At 65.9% G+C, this 18,555-nt stretch carries 17 protein-coding genes; 16 read left to right on the forward strand and 1 reads right to left on the reverse strand.

Features of this window, described 5'->3' with window-relative positions; genetic code table 11:
• Positions 1 to 14: 14 nt before the first annotated feature.
• From caldi_RS01365 to caldi_RS01435, 15 genes are all read left to right on the forward strand, one after another.
• Positions 15 to 1,379, forward strand: a complete 1,365-nt coding sequence (locus caldi_RS01365) for an MmgE/PrpD family protein (RefSeq protein ID WP_264843293.1) — start codon at positions 15 to 17, stop codon at positions 1,377 to 1,379.
• A complete protein-coding gene (locus caldi_RS01370) occupies positions 1,376 to 2,275 on the forward strand; it encodes an NAD(P)-dependent oxidoreductase (protein WP_264843294.1) in 900 nt (299 codons plus the stop codon). The genes caldi_RS01365 and caldi_RS01370 overlap by 4 nt, the downstream gene beginning before the upstream one ends.
• Positions 2,272 to 3,318, forward strand: a complete 1,047-nt coding sequence (locus caldi_RS01375) for an Ldh family oxidoreductase (protein WP_264843295.1) — start codon at positions 2,272 to 2,274, stop codon at positions 3,316 to 3,318. The genes caldi_RS01370 and caldi_RS01375 overlap by 4 nt, the downstream gene beginning before the upstream one ends.
• Before the next feature lie 31 nt (positions 3,319 to 3,349).
• A complete protein-coding gene (locus tag caldi_RS01380) occupies positions 3,350 to 4,387 on the forward strand; it encodes a tripartite tricarboxylate transporter substrate binding protein (protein ID WP_264843296.1) in 1,038 nt (345 codons plus the stop codon).
• A 146-nt stretch (positions 4,388 to 4,533) separates the two neighbouring features.
• The gene (locus tag caldi_RS01385; protein ID WP_264843297.1) at positions 4,534 to 4,941 is read left to right on the forward strand and encodes a tripartite tricarboxylate transporter TctB family protein; all 408 of its coding nucleotides are present in this window, start codon (positions 4,534 to 4,536) and stop codon (positions 4,939 to 4,941) included.
• Between the two features lie 21 nt (positions 4,942 to 4,962).
• The gene (locus caldi_RS01390; RefSeq protein WP_264843298.1) at positions 4,963 to 6,480 is read left to right on the forward strand and encodes a tripartite tricarboxylate transporter permease; all 1,518 of its coding nucleotides are present in this window, start codon (positions 4,963 to 4,965) and stop codon (positions 6,478 to 6,480) included.
• A gap of 15 nt (positions 6,481 to 6,495) precedes the next feature.
• Entirely contained in the window at positions 6,496 to 8,319 is a 1,824-nt protein-coding gene (locus tag caldi_RS01395; protein ID WP_264843299.1) for a thiamine pyrophosphate-dependent enzyme, read from the forward strand.
• Positions 8,316 to 8,783 (forward strand): hypothetical protein, encoded by a 468-nt coding sequence (locus tag caldi_RS01400; protein ID WP_264843301.1) that lies wholly within the window; start codon positions 8,316 to 8,318, stop codon positions 8,781 to 8,783. The genes caldi_RS01395 and caldi_RS01400 overlap by 4 nt, the downstream gene beginning before the upstream one ends.
• Before the next feature lie 35 nt (positions 8,784 to 8,818).
• Positions 8,819 to 10,186, forward strand: coding sequence for an SLC13 family permease (locus caldi_RS01405; RefSeq protein ID WP_264843302.1), 1,368 nt, complete (start codon positions 8,819 to 8,821; stop codon positions 10,184 to 10,186).
• Between the two features lie 28 nt (positions 10,187 to 10,214).
• Entirely contained in the window at positions 10,215 to 11,108 is an 894-nt protein-coding gene (locus tag caldi_RS01410) for a dihydrodipicolinate synthase family protein (protein WP_264843303.1), read from the forward strand.
• Positions 11,109 to 11,122: 14 nt separating this feature from the next.
• Positions 11,123 to 12,820, forward strand: a complete 1,698-nt coding sequence (locus caldi_RS01415; RefSeq protein ID WP_264843304.1) for an aldehyde ferredoxin oxidoreductase C-terminal domain-containing protein — start codon at positions 11,123 to 11,125, stop codon at positions 12,818 to 12,820.
• Between the two features lie 251 nt (positions 12,821 to 13,071).
• Complete coding sequence (locus caldi_RS01420) at positions 13,072 to 14,211, forward strand: ABC transporter ATP-binding protein (RefSeq protein ID WP_264843305.1); 1,140 nt, start codon at positions 13,072 to 13,074, stop codon at positions 14,209 to 14,211.
• Positions 14,208 to 14,864 carry an ABC transporter permease gene (locus caldi_RS01425; RefSeq protein ID WP_264843306.1) on the forward strand — a complete coding sequence of 219 codons (657 nt, stop codon included), beginning with the start codon at positions 14,208 to 14,210 and terminating at the stop codon, positions 14,862 to 14,864. Before caldi_RS01420 ends, caldi_RS01425 begins: the two co-directional genes overlap by 4 nt.
• 32 nt (positions 14,865 to 14,896) lie before the next feature.
• A complete protein-coding gene (locus caldi_RS01430) occupies positions 14,897 to 15,562 on the forward strand; it encodes an ABC transporter permease (protein ID WP_264843307.1) in 666 nt (221 codons plus the stop codon).
• Between the two features lie 76 nt (positions 15,563 to 15,638).
• The gene (locus caldi_RS01435) at positions 15,639 to 16,544 is read left to right on the forward strand and encodes a glycine betaine ABC transporter substrate-binding protein (protein WP_264843309.1); all 906 of its coding nucleotides are present in this window, start codon (positions 15,639 to 15,641) and stop codon (positions 16,542 to 16,544) included.
• A gap of 288 nt (positions 16,545 to 16,832) precedes the next feature.
• On the opposite strand, the gene caldi_RS01440 is transcribed toward caldi_RS01435, so the two are convergent.
• A complete protein-coding gene (locus caldi_RS01440) occupies positions 16,833 to 17,423 on the reverse strand; it encodes a LysE family translocator (protein WP_264843310.1) in 591 nt (196 codons plus the stop codon).
• 237 nt (positions 17,424 to 17,660) lie between these two features.
• Here caldi_RS01440 and caldi_RS01445 point away from each other — a divergent pair, with 237 nt between their 5' ends.
• Entirely contained in the window at positions 17,661 to 18,422 is a 762-nt protein-coding gene (locus tag caldi_RS01445) for a YceI family protein (RefSeq protein WP_264843311.1), read from the forward strand.
• The last annotated feature ends 133 nt before the right edge of the window (positions 18,423 to 18,555 follow it).

The raw sequence follows: 18,555 nt of genomic DNA on the forward strand, positions 1-18,555 counted from the left end.
CGGAGGGAAAGGCCGTGGGAATCACCAGGGATCTGGCCTCGTACCTGGCTGACGTTCGGTTCGAGACGCTTCCCGAACAGGTCCGGGCGAAGGCCTGCCTGGCCCTGCTGGACACCCTGGGAGCGGCCTACGCCGGCGCCGCTTACTCGTCATCCCCTCGGATGGTCCGGGACATGGTCCGGGGATTGGGGGCGGGGGGTAGCGCAACCGTCATCGGGTTTGGCGATCAAGTCCAGGTACCCTGGGCAGCCCTCTGCAACGCCGTCTCCGCCCATGCTCTGGACATCGACGACTCCCACCGTTACGCCACCGGCTACCACCCCGGCGCCACCGTCGTCCCCGCATGCCTTGCAGTCGCCGAGAGTCAGGGCAGTTCCGTCCGGCAACTACTGGAAGCGATGGCGGCAGGCTACGAGGCCGGCGGGAGGATCGGACGAGCGATCAACCCGTCCCACCGGTATCGGGGTTTCCACAGTACCGGCACGGTGGGAGTCTTCGGCGCCGCCGTGGGGGCGGGCAAGCTCCTGGGATTCGGCCCGGATCGGATGGAGTGGGTGCTCGGGGTGGCCGGGGCCATGGCGGGCGGCGTCTTCCAGTTCCTGAGCGGGCTTGCCCCTACCAAGCACCTGCACGCCGGGCATGCCGCACACGCGGGAGTCATGGCCGCGTTGTTGGTCCAGGAAGGTTACACAGGCCCCGAAGAGTTCCTGGAAGGCGAAAACGGGTTCTGCAAGGCGTACTCGGACGAGTACCGCCTCGACGAGATCGTCGCCGGGCTGGGCGAGCGCTGGGAACTGGACGTCACCTATTTCAAGCTCCACGCTGCGTGCGGCCACGCCTTCGGAGCGATCGAGGCGGCCCTGGACCTGCGGGCGCGAGGCCTCCGCCTGGGGGAGGTCGAGCGGTTGGAGGTCAGGACGTACAGGGCCGGAGCGGTCCTGCGGGATCGACACCCGACGACCTTTCAACAGGGTGAGTTCAGCATCCCCTTCCTGGTCTCCCTGGCTCTGGTCCGAGGGGAAGTGTCCATCGAGAGTATCCTGGCCGGGCTCAAGGATCGGACCGTGATGGAGCTGGCGGTTCGCACGGAGTGTGCGGAGGACGCGGAGATGACGGCCAGTTTCCCCCGCATTCGCCCGGCCCGGGTGACGGCTTGGTTGAAAGACGGGTCCACGGCGGAAAGCCGGGTGGAGATTCCAGCGGGGATGCCGGACAGGCCCCTGAGGGCGGAAGACATTACCACGAAGTTTCGGAACCTAACCGGACCGCTTATCGGGGAGGAGGGAGCGCATGTGATCGAGACAGCCGTGATGACAGGCGAGGGAAGTATTCGGGACCTTGTGGGTTGGCCCTTGCAGATGCGGAGGGAGATCCTTTGAGGAACCTGGTTGTGGGTTTCCTAGGATTCGGTGAGGTGGGGTTCCAGTTCTCCAGAGGGTTCCGCAAGAGTTGCGACGGTCCGATCCTGGCATACGACAGGGCGCAGAACTCGGCCGGCTACGGGGAACTGATCCGCCGCCGGGCAGAGGAGGTCCGCGTCGCACTCGTCGAGAGCCCGAGGCAACTGGCGGAGGACTGCGACATCTTACTAGCAGCCGTACCGGCCCAGTTTGCGGCCGATGCGGCTAGAGAGATCTGTCCCTATCTGAGCCCCCGACATACCTACCTGGACGTGAGCGCCTCCGCCCCTGACAAGAAGCAGGAGATGGCAGACTTGATCAGGCCTACGGGGGCCGCCTTTGCGGACCTGGCCATCATCGGGCCGGTTAAGGTGCTCGGTCACCAGGTTCCCATCCTCGCGAGCGGTCGCGTCCCGGACGAGGTATATGCCACCCTGACGTCCTTGGGGATGCAGATCGAGCGGATCTCGGATAGACCCGGGGAGGCGTCGGCTATCAAACTGTGCCGCTCCGTCTTCACCAAGGGGCTAGAAGCCCTTCTGGTGGAGTGCGCCATGACGGCTCGCAAGGCGAAGGTGGACCGCAAGGTGCTGGAATCGATCCAGCACACTCTCTCCCAGCAGTCCTTCCTGGACACTGCGAACCGGTACATCACGGGCAATTCTATCCACGCTGACCGCCGGGTCCACGAGGTGGAGGAAGCCATGGCCATGATGGAGGCCATGGGGGTGGAACCATTGGTGACTCGGGGCGTGTTGGAGCGCATGCGGTGGTGCCGGGCGGCCGGCGGAAGAGAGCATTTTGGGGGGGAGCAACCCGCTCGTTATGAGGATGTGGTCGATTTCTACCTGACAAAGGGGCCTGGGGGCAGATGAACGTCGCACCCCACGAGTTGCAGGCATATGTGAGGGTCCTCTTCACCGCGGCAGGTCTACCGGAGAACGACGCCGCCGTAGTCGCGGAGAACTTGGTCTTTGCGGACCTGCGGGGGGTTGAGTCCCATGGCGTATCCCGGGTACCGGTCTACCTGAGGCGACTCCAAGAGGGAGCGATCAACCCGAGACCGTCGATCAAGGTCAGCGGTGTTCACGCCCTCTGTGCCGTAGACGGTGATGGCGGGATGGGGGCCGTCGTGGCCAGCCAAGCGATGCGGACGGTGTTGGAACAGGCCCGGCGCTTTGGCATCGGGGCTGCCTTCGTCCGCAATTCCAACCACTTCGGGATGGCGTCCTACTACACTCTTATGGCCGCCCGAGAAGGAATGATCGGTATCGCCACCACGAACGCACCTCCAGCCATGGCGGCGTGGGGCGGAGTGGAGCCGGTGCTGGGTACAAACCCGCTCTCCATCGCTTTTCCTGCCCCCGATGGAGGAGACCCAATCGTACTGGACATGGCAACAAGCACTGTGGCCCGAGGGAAGATCCGCCTCGCGGCGGACAGAGGGGAGCCGATTCCCCAGGGTTGGGCTCTGGATGCCTCAGGGAAGCCGACCACAGACCCTGCCGCAGCCCTGCAGGGCACCCTTTTCCCACTCGGCGGGGTCAAGGGTTACTGTTTGGCGGTGGCGGTCGACCTGCTCTCCGGGGTCTTTGCTGGGGCGGGTTACGCCAACCGTTTGAAACAGATGTATGGACGTGGAAGGGGGGTATGCGTACGAAGCCGGGTCGGGCATTTTCTCCTCGCCATCGACCCGGGGCAGGTTCAGCCACAGTCGGCAAGCGCCGACGCGCTACGAGACTTCCGGGCTCGACTGCAGGGTGGCCCGAGGGCCGGGTCTGCGGAGATCCTCCTCCCGGGAGAACTGGAGGCCCGGTTTGAGCGGGTTCGTCGCCGAGACGGCATTCCGCTGAGCGAGCACACGCGGCGAGCGTTGGCCGAGGTCGCCCATGAACTTGGTATCAGCGCAAGGCTATGATCTCATGGCAAGACAAGGAGGCGGAAAGTCGATGCGGTCTCTGGGCAGGATGGCAGCTCTTGTCCTTTGCCTGCTCCTGGTCCTGACTACGATGGGCTGTGGGACCAAGAAGTCCGAGGCGCCGGCGAGTAGCGACCGGAGCGCTCCGGCGGGACACAGCGGTGCAGCCACCGACTTCCCCACCAAGGCTATCACCTTCATCATCCCCTATGACGCCGGCGGTGGCTCCGATGTGACTGCCCGGCTCCTGGCTGGCCTGATGGAGCAGGAGCTGAAGCAGCCCGTTGTCCCCGTCAATCGGCCGGGGGGCTCAGGTGCCGTCGGCCTCTCCGAACTGAAGAAGGCCGAGCCCGACGGGTACACCATCATGATCATCACGTCGTCGCTCTCCGCCCTTAAACCCATGGGCCGTTCGCCGTACGGCTCGGAGGACTTCGAGGTCATCGCTACGGTCCAGGCGGAGCCGTACGGCATTGCTGTGAAGACCGACTCGCCTTACAAGAGTTTCCAAGACCTGCTGAACGCTTCGAGAGCTAAGAAGCTAAACGTCGGCACCACAGCCATCGGTGGCAACAACTTCCTCGCTGCTACCCTTGTCAATAAGGTGACCAAGGCCAACTTCAACCTTGTCCCATACGGTGGGGGCGCTGCCCCGGCGGTGGCGGACCTTGCGGGCGGTGTTTTGGATGCTACCTTCGGGTCGCCGACAGAGTTCCGGGCCCAGCTGGAGGCGGGAAACATCCGCGTCCTGGCCCTGACGGCCGCCAAGCGGATGCCAGCGCTGAAAGATGTGCCCACGTTCAAGGAGCTGGGGTATGACGTCGAATTCGAGACCGTTCGAGTTGTACTTGCTCCCAAGGGTACACCCAAGGAGCGGATCGCTGTCCTGGAGAAGGCACTGGAAAAGGCGGCCAACTCACCGAAGTTTGTGGAGTTCATGGATAAGACTGGGTCCTACGTCCGCTTCCTGAATTCGATGGACACCCGGGAGTTCGTGAAGCAGCAGGACAAGGTGTACTACGAGCTCCTCAAGGATTCCAACCTGCTGGCGGAGCAGCAGAAGAAGTAGCCGGAGCAGGACGGGCACCGGATAGGGGCCGAACGACCAGCCAAGGCGGCCAGAAGCAGACGAGTCACAGTCCTCCAGCTGGCGGTTTCCGAAGTCCTGTGCGGGTTCTGGAGGGTGGGTGAACAGGCTTGCGAACAGGGGAGATCGTGATCAGCTTGGTTCTGGCCGGCTTTGGTCTGACGTTTTTCGCACTCGCTGATTTCGCCCGGACGGCGTACAACTCGGCGGACCTCGGTCCGAACTTCTACCCCAGGCTGATCAGCCTCTTGCTGCTGTCCTTCAGCGTCATGCAGCTGATCATCTCGATTCGCAGAAAGGGTAAGGAAGAGTTCGAAGCGATCGCCTGGAGGTTGGTGGGAGGGGTTTTTCTCCTGATCTTCGGCTACGTCCTCCTCTGGGAAACCGGGTACGTCTGGCTCAACACGGTGTTCATCCTGATCCTGATGATCATGGGCGGGGCACGGAAATGGTGGGTGCTCCTGACGACCAGCGCTGGCTATACGGCTCTGAGCTACTACGTCTTCGCCCGCATCCTCAACGTTCCCCTGCCGTAGGCTGCCGCTGGGGGTGTAAACGTGCTTGAAAACTTGTTAAGCGGGTTTGTGCTCGTCGCACAGTGGCAAAACCTCCTGGCCATCCTGGTCGGGGCCCTTCTTGGCTACTTCGTGGGCGCCTTGCCGGGGCTGGGGCCGGCTGTATCCGTCGCTCTGCTCCTACCCTTTACCTACGACCTGTCCCCGCTGACGAGTTTGGCCTTGCTCACCGCGCTTTACGGAGCCGCCGAGTACGCGGGTTCCATCACCGCCGTCACGATCAACGTTCCGGGCGAGGCCTCCGCCACGCCCACCACGTTCGACGGTTATCAGTTGACCCTCAAGGGGATGCCCGCCAAGGCCTTGGGCATCTCAATGATGGCCTCCTTCTACGCAGGGACCGTCAGTACTCTCGCGCTCTTCGCCCTCTCCGTGCCCCTGGCCAACGTCGCCCTGAAGTTCGGGCCGCCGGAGTATTTCGCGCTGGGCCTCTTCGGGTTGACGGTGGTGGCGAGCTTGGCCGGCAAGTCCTGGGTGAAGGGGACCATCTCCGTGCTGCTGGGCCTGCTGATCACCTCCGTGGGCCTCGACCCCATCACGGGCATGGCCCGCTACGCCTACGTCCCCGAGTTGTACGAGGGTATCCCGCTGATCCCGGCACTGGTCGGGCTCTTCGCCATTTCGGAAGTGCTGGTCACCATGGAGGAAGTCACGAAGGGGAATGTGACCTATCGGAAGATCTCAGGTGCGCTGCCGACCCTGAAGGAATACCTAAGCACCCACATGGCGATGCTCAGGGGCACCATCATCGGCTTCCTGATCGGCGTGATTCCGGGGGCCGGAAAGGCCATCGCCTCCTTCATCGCCTACAACGAGGAAAAGAGAGTCTCGAAGCACCCGGAGAAGTTCGGCACCGGCGTGCTGGAGGGCGTCGCGGCCCCCGAAGCGGCCAACAACGCGGTGGTGAGCGGAGCCTTGGTACCGCTCCTCGCCCTCGGGATCCCGGGCTCCGCCACCGCCGCGGTGCTAATCGGTGCCTTCATGATCCACGGCCTCCTGCCCGGGCCCATGCTATTCGTGAAGAATCCTGACCTGGTCTACGGCCTCTTCGCCGCCCTCCTGGTGGGCAACGTCTTCATGCTGGCCATAGGCCTGCTTGGCACGCAGCTCTGGGCCAGAGTCCTCACCATTCCCAAGTACGTCCTGATGCCCATCGTCCTTGCCGTCAGCCTGTTCGCGGCGTACGCCGAGTCCAACGACCGCTTCACCATGTGGCTGGCTGTTGGCTTCGGTGTGGTGGGCTATTTCATGCGCCGATTCGAATTCCCGGTCTCTCCGGTCGTACTGGCGATGGTACTTGGGGACATGATGGAAAGCTCCCTCCGCCGCACCCTGATCATCTCCGGCGGGAAATTGACCCTCCTGTTCACCCGCCCGGTGGCCCTTTCGATTCTGCTGCTCACGGCACTCTCGGTGGGTTACCAGGTTTACCGGGCCTTTCGCACCCGGAAGACTGAGACAGCGGTAGCCGAGCCTGTCCTTAGGCAGGCCGCCGAGTAAAGAGGAGGAAGCCAGATGACGGCTGCCATGCGCCGACTGCTGACAGGCAACGAGGCCATCGCGCATGGAGCATTCCACGCCGGCGTCGGCTACGGGGGATGCTTTCCCGGCGGCCCCACCACGGAGGTGACGTACACCCTCCGGGACCTGGCAGCCGCCGCCGGGGGCAAGCCATACCTGGAGTGGGCCATTAACGAAAAAGTGGCCTTGGAGGCCGCATCGGGGGCCGCCATGAGCGGGGTCCGCTCGATCTCCGTCATGAAGCATTTCGGCGTCAACAACGCAGCCGACCAACTCTTCGCCGTGGCGCTGATGGGGGTACCTGGGCTGGTGCTGGTGGTTGGCGACGACCCCGGCGGCCACAGTTCCCACAGCGAGCAGGACACCAGGAACTACGCCTTCGCCGCGGAGCTGCCTCTCATCGAGCCTGCCAACCCTCAGGAGGCATATGACCTCATCCAGGCGGCCTTTGTCCTCTCGGAGCAGGCGAAGCTGCCGGTGTACTTCCGGACCGTCAAGTGGCTTTCCCACTGGGCGGCCCCGGTGGCCCTGACCAGTAGCCCCCGCACCCCGGTGGCCCGACCCGCCTGGGACGCCACCCAATACGAGACCCGCCCAGTGGTAGACAGGCACAGGGCCCTGCACGAAAAGCTGGTTGCAGTCGGCGACCTCGTCCGTTCCTGGACCTGCAACCGGACCGAGGGGCCCGAAGGCTCGGCCAGGATCGGCGTCGTCGCCGCAGGGTTCGCCTATACCTACGTGCGGGAGGCCCTGGAGGTCCTTGGCCTTCGTGCGAGTGTGCCGCTATGCAAGGTCGCCACGCTCAACCCCCTCCCTGAGTGGGTCCTGGTCCCGTTCTTGAGCCGCTGCCAGCAGGTGCTGGTGGTAGAAGAGGGCGAGCCACTGGTACTCGACCGGCTGAAGCAACTCGCCCACACAGCCGGGCTGAATTGTCGCCTCACCCGGGGCACCGTCCCCACCGTGGGGGAGTTGACCCCGGATTCAGTTCTGGAGGCCATCGCCTCCCTGGCCGGGGTGGGCGTGGCTTCGCCTGCCCCACCGGCGTCGCTGAAGGCCCTGGCCGCCACCCTTCCCGAGCGCCAACCCGCTCCTCGTGCCGGCAACCCCCACCGTGCCACGTTCTACGCGGTGCGACGCTTCATCAGGGAAGCCCCCCGACAGGTGATCTTCATGGGGGATGTCGGGGAAGCCCCGGTGGTGGCCCGGCGGTGGATGAAAAGCCACGCCACCATGGGGGGCGGGATCGGCATGGCCATCGGCGCCGCCGGGGCTGACCCCGATGTCATCGCCCTGACCACTTGCGGCGACGGCACCCTGTTAGGCTTCGCCCTCGGCGGGCTCGCCAGTGCCGTCTACAACCGGAACCGGGTGATCACTCTCATCTGCGACAACGGCACGATGGAGTCCACCGGCTGGCAGGAGACGGCCACCACCGGCCGGAACCTTACGGGTCCCGCTCCGGTGCTGGACATCCCCGGTACCTTGCGGGCGCTAGGGCTGGACCGGGTGGAGGAGGTCGATGCCCGGGACGCCGGTGCGGTGCTCGCTGCCCTGAACCGGTGCGCCGCCGAGAACGGCCCGACGGCAGTGGTGGCAGTGGGACGTTACACCGATGACTACCCGTATGTCTCGGTCGAGATCGACGAGGTCCAGGCCCCCGGCCTAAAGTCCTTCGTGGAGGACTTTGCCTGCCCTGCCCTGGGTTGGGACGGCCAGCGTGCCTATATCGACAAGGCGGCCTGCGTGTGCTGCGGCGATTGCGCCAGGGCCGCCCCGACTGGAGCGATCCGGGCCATTCCGAAGGGGGTGGCGAGATGAAGAGCGTTCAGATCGTGGTGGCCGGAGTGGCGGACCAGCCGGTGTACGAAATTGCCTCACGGCTGGCTGAGAAGGCGATGGGGCGTGGGTTGGATGTCGCCGTCTCTGGCTCGCCGGAGGCTCGGGCGGGCAAGGGCGTCACGGCTGTGGTGAGATGGGGCCAGGGAGCTCTGTCCCCTCTGGTTGGCAGAGGCAGGTGCACGGCCGTGATCGGCCTGGAAGCCCTGGAGGGCGTCCGACAGGCCGTAGCCCACTACTCGCCCGGGCTGACGTTGATACTGAGTACCCGACAGATCCCGCCCACCAGTGTGCTCCACAAGGGGAAACGCTACCCCGACATGCGGGAGGCCACGAGAGAGCTGGAGACTGCAGGGATAAGGGTGATTTCGATAGACGCCGCAGGTAGGAGCGACATGGAGTTGGTACCGGAGATCGTGGAAGTGGCCGTATCTGTCTTGTTATGAACCGCATGGAATCGCTCCGGCGGCATTCCGTCGATGTGCCCTTGCTTCTGGGCCCTCCGGCAGCGGTGGTGGCGGGCAGCCTTCTCCTCGCTATGGGATTCCCGTGGCCCCAGGCCGGTATCGGGTCCATCTTGGTGCTCTCCATCGGCCTTTGGTCCAGTAGCACCCTGGCGCCGCCCCTGGCGGGGCTCATGGTGATCGCCCTCCTGCCCGTGCTCCGGGTCACCAACTTCGAGGCCGCCGTGGCGGGCCTTGCTTCGGGCACCGTGTGGCTCTTCCTCTCTGTCTCCATCCTCGCCATCGCCCTGCGGAAGGTCGGCATCGTCGCCTGGGTGGCAGACTGGGTGGTCCGGCTGGGACGGGGGAACGCCTCCCGGACTCTGTTGGCGATGATGGGGGCGATACTGCTCCTGACCACTGCCGTTCCCACTGCCGTCGCCCGCTCGGGCCTTGTGGCCCTCCTTCTGGACGGGATCGTTGCCGCCTACGGTCGGGAGCGGGAGGACATTCCTCGGGCCTTCGCCCTGGGGGCGGCCATGTCGGTCTTCGCCTTCCAGCTCAGCGTGATGACGGGTACGAACGGGGCGCTGTACGCCGTTGCCTGGTTTGAGCTGCATGGCCCCGTATCCATCACGTTTGGACGCTGGCTGGCGCTCATGGCCCCCCTTGGCATCATCCAGGCCCTGCTGGTCTGGTGGGTGCTGAGGCGCGAGTACCGGCTGGACCGGGTCCGGGTGGACCGAGCGACCGGAGGGCAGAAGAAGCTCCTGCTTTCGGGACAACAGGCCCGAGTGTTGGCCGTCTTCGCCGTCCTGCTCCTGGTCTGGGTCCTGGGACCATGGGCCGGACTGCCGATCCACCCCTACACCCTCCTGTTCGCGACGCTACTCTGTGTGCCCAAGGTGGGAGTCCTGGTCTGGGAGGACCTCAAGGAGGGCATACCCTGGGGAACGGCCTTATTGCTGGCCTCTGCCATCGCCGTGGGAGACGCCTTCAAGCAAACCGGCATGGGTACCGTGTTGGGTGCGTACCTGACAGAGGCGATGGGCGGCATCCCTGACTGGTTGGTCACCTTTGCCGTCCTGCTGGCGTTTCTCGTGGGCCGAATCCTCTTTGTCAACTTGCTCTCCTTGCTGGTCACCCTCCTGCCCCTAGTGGCCTCGGTCGGGCAGGACCTGGGATTCAACCCGGTCTGGCTCGTTCTCCTCGGCCTCTATACCGGGAGCATGGGGTTCTTCCTGCCTGCCCAGTCTCCGGTGGCCGTGACCCTGGCTGCCCAGGGAGATCTCCCGCTCGTCGAACTGAGCCGCCTGGGAATGCGCTTGGCCCCTCTATGGGTCGCTGTCCTCCTGGTGTCAGCCTACACCTGGTGGCCACTGTTAGGACTCCGCCCGTTCCCGTAATACGACTGATGAGGAGGATCCAGTGTAGATGTGGAAGCGTATGGTCATCCGAGGAATCGGCGTCGTCGTGGCTACTCCGCTGCGCCCAGACGGTAGCATCAACGAGCAGGAATACCGGCGCCTCCTGCGCTGGCTGATCCAATCCGGCGTCGGCTACGTCCAGCCCTCGGCGGCCACCGGTCAAGTGATGCAGACCACCGACGAGGAGTACATGCGGCTCTTGGAGATCGCTGTGGAGGAGTGCAAGGGGACAGGGACCCTGGTGACCGCCTATCCGGGTCGCGCAGATACTGCTCACACGATCCGGTTAACGCAGTACGCACAGAAGGTGGGGGCGGACGCCTACTTCCTTGTCCAGCCCCTCTTCAGCCGTCCCGACGCTGAGGGACTCTACGCCCACTACAAGGCCGTGATACAGTCCGCCCCGGGCTTCCCGGTAGTGCTGTACAACAACCCCGACCGCACCTGCGTCCAGCTTCCCCTGGAGGTGATCGAACGGCTTACCGACGAGTTCGAGGAGGTCGTGGGCCTGAAGCAGGCCGACCCGAACCAACTTATTGAAAGCTGCCGCCGCCTCATGCACAAGATCCCGGTTTGGTCCAGAGGCGAATTTGACCTCCTCACCGTTCTGGCTTTAGGTGCCCCCGGATCCATCAGCTTCTCGGGGAACATCATCGCCCCACAGCTGGTGCAGATCGTCAGGCTTTGGGAGGACGGGAAGATCAGCGAGGCCCGACAGCTCTTCTACAAGATGCTGCCCGTTATTCAGGCCTGCCACTGGGGTCCCATCCCAAGCACCATCAAGTACATGATGCGGCGCACCGGTTGGGATGTGGGCCTTCCCCGGCTTCCAATCCTGGACGTCTCCGAAGCGATGGCCAGGAAGCTGGACGCGGCCCTGGCGGAAGCCGGCGTGATCTGAGGGTGGTGGTTCGCGTGGACCGTATCTTGCGTGTGGACATGGCGGCGTTGGCGGCGCGGGTCGAACCGCTTCCGCAGGAGTATCGCCTACTCGGAGGTCGAGCCCTGACCAGTAGGATCGTAGCCGACGAGGTGGATCCGCGCTGCGACCCTCTAGGGCCGAAGAACAAACTCGTCCTCGCCCCCGGCCTCCTCTCTGGGACCCCGCTCTCCAGTTCCAGCCGGATCTCCGCGGGCGCCAAGAGCCCCCTGACCGGGGGTATCAAGGAGTCCAACGGCGGCGGACAGACAGGTGCCCGGCTGGCACAACTTGGTTACCGGGCGGTGGTGATCGAGGGCGCCCCCTCCGGCAACGGCTGGTGGCTGATGGTGGTGGAGCCCAATGGCGCCCGCTTCGAGCCGGCGGATGACCTGCTCGGCCTGGGCACTTTTGAGACGGCGCGGCGGCTCTTCGACCGGTTCGGTAAGAAGGCGGCCCTCATGGTGCTGGGCCCCGCGGGTGAGCAGATGATGAACATCGCCGGGATCTGCAACACGGACGTGGAGGGTCGCCCCAGCCGCCTCTGCGCTCGGGGCGGCCTGGGAGCGGTGATGGGTAGCAAGCGGTTGAAAGCGATCGTCATGCCCGACTGCGGCTGGAAGCCGCCGGTACCCGTGGATGAGAGTCTCTGGAAGATAGCCTCCAAGGCCTACATCAAGGAACTCCGAACCCAGCCGGCCACCTCCGTGCGATATCCACAGTTCGGCACAGCCGCCACGCTGGAACTGGTGAACAAGCTGGGTGGGCTGCCGATTCGCAATTTCCGATACGGGCAGGACCCCCGGACGGATGCGATCAGCGGATTCAGGATGCGGGAGATCATCCTCAAGCGAGGGGGTCGCCCCACCCACTCGTGCATGACGGGTTGTGCCATTCAGTGCTCCAACGTGTATACCGACGAGGAAGGCAACGAGATCGCGTCCTCCATGGAGTTCGAAACCAACGGGCTCCTCGGTGCGAACCTCGAGGTGTTCGACTTCGATGCCATCGCCCGGTTCACACGGGAATGCAACGACCTTGGAGTGGACACCATCGAGACCGGCGGGGCCATCGGGGTGGCCATGGAGGCCGGGCTGATCCCCTGGGGTGACGTGGACGGCATTTTCCGGCTGTTCCGGGAGATCCGGTCGGGAACCGTCCTGGGGAAACTCCTGGGCCAGGGGGCAGGAACCACGGGCAAAGTCCTGGGCGTACGTCGGGTGCCCGTGGTAAAGAACCAGACCTTATCTGCCTACGACCCGCGCGCCATCAAGGGGAACGGGGTCACGTACGTGACGACTCCGATGGGCGGGGATCACACGGCCGGGAACACCATTGCCCTACAGATCGACCACCTGGATCCAGCTGGCAAAGTGGCCATCTCCCGTCAGATCCAACTCCAGACCACATTGTTGGACGTCCTCGGATTCTGCAGCTTTGCGCGAGGCGTGCTGAACGCGACCCCGCAGACCTTTGCCGACCTGTTCAATGCACGGATGGGCAGCAACCTAACCCCCGACGACATGATGGCCTACGCGCTGGACGTGATCCGCCGGGAGGTCCGGTTTAACGTGGCGGCGGGCCAGCCGGCGTATGAGCGGCTGCCGGAGTGGATGAGGGAGGAGCCGCTCCCACCGCACAACGCGGTGTTCGACGTTCCCGAGGAGGAGTATAGCCGGATCTGGGATCTGTGATCCCGCTGGCGGGGCAATCCATGCCTCTAAGGAAGGGGGCCACCACGGCCCCCTGTTCGTTTTCTCCGTTCCCCCGACGGTCCAGCCATCGGGACAGGCCGGTTGACTACAGACAACTCCTCTGTATATAATTAGGTTGTCGCTTTCTCGGCGTGAGCTGACGCGGGACGCAGCGGCCGCGGGACCACCGGGGCCGCGCTTGTTTGGTCGGCTGCCTTTGCCAGCACGCCACGGGGAGGTGAGGAGGCAGGATGATTCGCTTCGAGGACGTGACAAAGGAGTACCCGGACGGCACCCGGGCCGTGAACCGGCTGAACCTCACCGTGAACCGGGGTGAGTTCGTCTGCCTGATCGGCCCGAGCGGCTGCGGCAAGACGACGACCCTGAAGATGGTGAACCGCCTGGTCGAGCCGACGAGCGGCCGGATCTACGTCGACGGCAAGGACGTGATGCACCAGGACCCGGTGAGGCTGCGGCGGAGCATCGCCTACGTCATCCAGCAGATCGGCCTCTTTCCGCACATGACGATCGCCGAGAACATCGCCCTGGTGCCGCGCCTTCTGGGCTGGGATGCGGAGCGGCGCCGGCGCCGGGTCGACGAGCTGCTCGCGCTTGTGGACCTCGACCCGGAGGTGTACCGCAACCGCTACCCCCGCGAGCTCTCCGGCGGTCAGCAGCAGCGGGTCGGGGTGCTGCGGGCGCTGGCCGCGGAGCCCGACCTGATTCTCATGGACGAGCCGTTCGGTGCCCTCGATCCCATCACCCGGGAGTCCCTGCAGGACGAGCTCAAGAAGCTGCAGGCCCGGCTCCACAAGACGATCCTCTTCGTCACCCACGACATGGACGAGGCGCTGAAGCTGGCCGACCGGATCGTCCTGATGAAGGACGGGGAGATCGTCCAGGACGGGTCCCCCGAGGACCTGCTGCGAAGCCCGGCCAATGACTTCGTCGCGACCTTCATCGGGCGGGACCGGCTGGCCGCGGCGGCCAGCAGCTTGCCGGTGTCCGACCTGATGATCCGCCGGCCCGTGACCGCCGGGCCGGAGCGCGGCCTGGCCGAGGCCATCCAGCTGATGCGCCAGAAGCGCGTGGACTCGGTGGTCGTGGTGGACGGGGACAACCGCCTCCTGGGCGTCGTGACGGCCCGGGACATCCAGCAGGCACCGCGTGAGGCCCGCACCCTGGAGGAGCTCATGCGCGCCGAGCCGGCGTGGGTCGACCCCGGTGCGCCGGTCTCGGAGGCCCTGCAGCGGATGTTTGTCGAGCGGCTCGACCACCTGCCGGTCGTCGACCCCGACGGGCGGCTCGTGGGGCTCATCACCCGGACCACGCTGGTGGACCTGCTCTCCCGTGGGGGCTGGCCCCAGAGCGGTCAGGGGGGAGCCGCATGAACGAGTGGGAGCGCATCCTGGAAGTCCTGAGCGACCCGGAGATTCACCGCGCGATCGTCGTGCAGGTCGGCAAGCACATCTACCTGTCAGTGGTCCCGGTGCTCGCGGCGGTCGTGGTGGCGGTGCCGCTGGGCATCTACCTCACCCGGACGCGCCGGATCGCCGAGCCGGTCATGAACGTGGTCGGGGTCCTGCAGACCCTGCCCAGCCTGGCGCTTTTGGCGCTGATGATCCCGCTCCTGGGCATCGGCGACCGGCCGGCCATGACGGCCCTGTTCCTCTACGCGTTACTCCCGATCCTGCGCAACACCTACACCGGCATCCGGGGAGTCGACCCGGCCCTCATCGAGGCGGGCAGGGGGATGGGCATGACGCCGACACAGCTCCTGCTGCGGGTGGAGCTGCCCCTGGCTTTCCGGGTGATCATGAGCGGGATCCGCGTCTCGACGGTACTGATCATCGGCTGGGCGACCCTCGCGGCGTACATCGGGGCCGGCGGGCTCGGCGACCTGATCGTCACCGGCTTCGCCACCGTGTCGAGCGGCCACATCCTCGCCGGCGGCATCCCGGTGACCCTGCTGGCGCTCCTCGCCGACTGGGCGCTGGGCCGGCTCGAGCACGCCGTCACGCCCCGGGGCATCCGGATCGGGTGACCGCTGCCGGCGGGACCGGGGAGGTGGGGATCGTGGAGTTCCTGTCCGACTTCGCGCGTTACCTCGGGAGCAACTCCGGGCGTCTCCTGGAACTCACGTGGGAGCACCTGCAGATGTCCCTCGCGGCGGTGTTCTTCGGTCTGCTCGTCGGGGTCCCGGTGGGCATCCTGATCGTCCGCTACCGGAAGCTCGTCCACCCGGTGCTGTGGGTTGCCAACGCCTTGCAGACCATCCCGGCCCTGGCATTTGTCGGGTTCCTGATGGTCCTGTTCGGACTCGGGCGGGACACGGGCATCGCCGTGCTCTTCTTCTACACGCTGATGCCCATCATCCGGGCGACGTACACGGGAATCACGTCCGTGGACCCGTCGATGGTGGAGGCGGCCCGGGGCATGGGGATGACCCGCTGGCAGATCCTTCGCATGGTGCAGCTGCCCATGGCCTTCTCGGTGCTCCTGGTCGGCGTGCGGGTGGCCACGGTGATCGCCATCGGCACGGCCACCATCATGTCGCTGGCCGGCGCCGGGGGTCTGGGTTACGAGATCTTCTCCGGGATCCAGCGGGTGAACGACGTGCGGATTGTCGGCGGGGCCATCCCCGCCGCGCTCCTGGCGGTGCTGACGGACGCGGTGATCGCCTGGCTGGAGCGCCGGCTCACTTCGCCGGGGCTCCGCATCCGGGCCGAGGCGGTGCGCTGAGCGGGCGCCTGTCCGCTCGCGGCCACCGTCCTGGCGAAACCCGATCAAGGAAACCAGGTCAAAGGGGGTTCGACCGTTGCGGAGGACGCTTGTGACCCTTCTCCTCGCGGCCCTGGGCGTCACGGCCCTGGCCGGCTGCGGCGGTGGCGGCAGCGGTGGCGGCAAGACGCTCGTGGTGGGTTCCAAGAACTTCACGGAGAACATCATCATGGGCGAGATGCTCGCCCAGCTCATCGAGGCGAAGACCAACTACAAGGTGGAGCGCAAGCTCAACCTGGGTGGCACGGACGTGAACTTCAAGGGCCTGAAAAGCGGCGATCTCGACCTCTACCTCGACTACGACGGCACCGCCTACGCCTTTCACCTCGGCATGAAGGACCCCATCACCGACCCGACAAAGGTATACGACCTCGTCAACGAGCGGCTCCAGAAGGAACTGGGGATGAAGTTCACGAAGCCGCTGGGCTTCAACAACACGTACACCCTGGCCCTGCCGAAGGAACTCGCGGAGAAGCACAACGTCAAGACATACTCCGACCTCGCCCGGGTCTCGGACCAGTTCGTCCTCGGCGTGGAGCACGAGTTCCTGAACCGGGAGCAGGACGGCTGGCCGGGCCTGCAGAAGGCCTACCCGTTCAAGTTCAAGAAGGTCGTGCCGATGGATACCGGCCTGAAGTACAAGGCCATCGAGCAGGGTGAGGTCCAGGTCATCAACGCCTTCGCCACCGACGGCATGCTAAAGAAGTTCAATCTCGTGATCCTCGAGGACGACAAGCACTTCTTCCCGCCGTACAACGCCGCTCCGCTGGTGCGCCTGGACACGCTCAAGGAATTCCCGGAGCTGGAGAACGTGCTGAACCTCCTGGCCGGGAAGATTTCCGACGCGGAGATGCAGGAGCTGAACTACCTGGTCGACAGCGAGGGGAAGTCGGAGGCCGAGGTTGCTCGGGATTACCTGAAGCAGAAGGGGCTCATCGACTGAAGCCGTAGCGACAGAGGGGGCCGCCCCGCCCCCTCTGTCGCTTTGGTGGCGCCCACCCGGCCGGCGTCCCCGGCGGCCGCACGCCGCTGGTCCACGTGCCGGCACGGCTGGCCGTCGAACGGGACAACTTGCACTGACTGCACCCCAGGTGGGGGCCAAGAAACGCGCTTTGACCCCCGTGGAGCGCCTCAAACGCCGCCGCACAGGGGTCAAGGTGCAGTTTCTGCACAACTACGCCGCCGTCCCACTGGCCCATCTCACCGTACCGCGGTGACGGCCGGGCCCCGATCACGCGATCCGCCCCATCTGCCCGAGGCCGTAATAGATGAAGTAGCTGGCGAGGGCGATCAGGAACACCCCGCTTCCTGCCAGGAGCCAGGCATGGGCGCGGGCGCCGAGCACCCGCCGGCCGGCGGCGACGCCGTACCCGACGGCACCGAACCAGATCACGTCGGCCAGGTAGTGGCCGATGTAGAACAGCGCGACGCCCAGGACACCGTGGCGCAGCCCCGCCACGACGTAGGCCGTACCCACCGTGGCCCACCACAACACCCAGTAGGGGTTGGAGACGCTGGCGATGGCGCCGCCCAGAACCAGGCTACCCGCGGGGGGGCTTCCTCTCGTCTCCGCCCCTGCGGCGACGAGGTCAGCCGGAGCGCGCAGGAGGCCCCACCCCATCCAGGCGAGCATCAGGCCGCCTCCGATGCCGATGGCCGCCGTCACGCCCGGCAGGGCGAGGAAGCGCGTCAGGCCGAAAGCGAGCCCCACCACCAGGGGTGCCTCCACGAGGCCGTGGCCCAGGGCCGTCAGGAGCCCCGCCCGGCCGCCGATCCGGGTGGCACCCGCCACGGTCATGGTGAAGAGCGGCCCCGGCACCACCGCCCCCGACAGGCCTACGACGAAGGCCGTGACGGCCAGGAGGACGAGTTCCAGTCCCTCTGCGATGGTGTCCCCCTCCCGCCCTGAAAAAGGCTTGTCCAGAGTCGCAAGAGGATTCGACGGGCCGGCGCACTTCCCCTACCGGGGGCAAACGGCTGCGCACTTCCCTTGCCGGTTGAGGCCATGGTTGCGTTTCCCGCCCCCCACCGGCACAATTGGGGGAAGGAGGGAGGTTCGATGTTCAATCAAAAACTGAAGCAACACGTGGTCATCGCTCTCGGGGCGGTCCTGATCGCCGTGCTGGCCGGCTGTAGCCGGGGCACGGCGCCCGCGGCCCAGCCGGCGACCCAGGACCAGACGCACGGCTCCGCCGGCTCCGGCCACGACGCGTCCGGTCCGGCGCAGACCGGCGGGAGCGGCCAGACCAGCGGCGCCACAGGGGGCGGCCAGGGAGCGGATCAGGCGGCCGGGCAGCGGCTGCGGATCATCGGGGACCGGTCGGAGGCCGCCTACCACGTCGACGAGACCTTCCTGCAGCGCCAGCAGTTCAACACGGCGGTCGGCCGGACGCAGGCCATCGAGGGCGAGCTGGTCGTCGACCTGCAGAAGGGGCTCGTGCTGCCGTCCTCGGTTCGCGTCGACCTGAGCACGCTCAAGAGTGACCAGGAGCGGCGGGACCGGGCCGTCCAGCGGGCGCTCGGGGTGGCGGAGTTCCGCTACGCCACCTTCCACATCGAGTCCGCCGGCGGCGCGCCGACGTTCCGCCCCGGACAGGAGGAAACCTTCACGCTCAGCGGGACCATGGAACTGCACGGGGTGAAGAAGCCCGTCACCTTCGAGGTCCGGTCCCGGCGCGAGGGCGAGACGCTGAACTGGGTTGCCTCCACCACGCTGAAGATGACCGACTTCGGGATCGAGCCCCCGAGCGTCGCCGGCATCGTTTCGGTTGAGGACGAAGTCCGGATCGAGGTGAAGATCACCGCACAGCCGGTTGGCTGAACCGGCCGATGGCCACGCAGACCGCCGGCCCTTCCGCCGGGTCGGCGGTCTGCTGGTCCCCCGGGGCCTGGCTCCCCGGACGAAGGAGTTGGGGGGCACCGGTGGGAATTCGACTTGCAGGCCCGTGAGACCC

This window comes from Caldinitratiruptor microaerophilus, assembly GCF_025999835.1.
In the GTDB taxonomy this organism is placed as follows: domain Bacteria; phylum Bacillota; class Sulfobacillia; order Symbiobacteriales; family ZC4RG38; genus Caldinitratiruptor; species Caldinitratiruptor microaerophilus.

What these genes read in the sequence shown, in the direction of transcription:
- caldi_RS01375 (WP_264843295.1), top strand. Translation starts at nt 2,272, where the DNA reads ATGAACGTCGCACCCCACGAGTTGCAGGCATATGTGAGGGTCCTCTTC.
- caldi_RS01380 (WP_264843296.1), top strand. Translation starts at nt 3,350, where the DNA reads ATGCGGTCTCTGGGCAGGATGGCAGCTCTTGTCCTTTGCCTGCTCCTG.
- caldi_RS01395 (WP_264843299.1), top strand. Translation starts at nt 6,496, where the DNA reads ATGACGGCTGCCATGCGCCGACTGCTGACAGGCAACGAGGCCATCGCG.
- caldi_RS01400 (WP_264843301.1), top strand. Translation starts at nt 8,316, where the DNA reads ATGAAGAGCGTTCAGATCGTGGTGGCCGGAGTGGCGGACCAGCCGGTG.
- caldi_RS01410 (WP_264843303.1), top strand. Translation starts at nt 10,215, where the DNA reads ATGTGGAAGCGTATGGTCATCCGAGGAATCGGCGTCGTCGTGGCTACT.
- caldi_RS01420 (WP_264843305.1), top strand. Translation starts at nt 13,072, where the DNA reads ATGATTCGCTTCGAGGACGTGACAAAGGAGTACCCGGACGGCACCCGG.
- caldi_RS01425 (WP_264843306.1), top strand. Translation starts at nt 14,208, where the DNA reads ATGAACGAGTGGGAGCGCATCCTGGAAGTCCTGAGCGACCCGGAGATT.
- caldi_RS01445 (WP_264843311.1), top strand. Translation starts at nt 17,661, where the DNA reads ATGTTCAATCAAAAACTGAAGCAACACGTGGTCATCGCTCTCGGGGCG.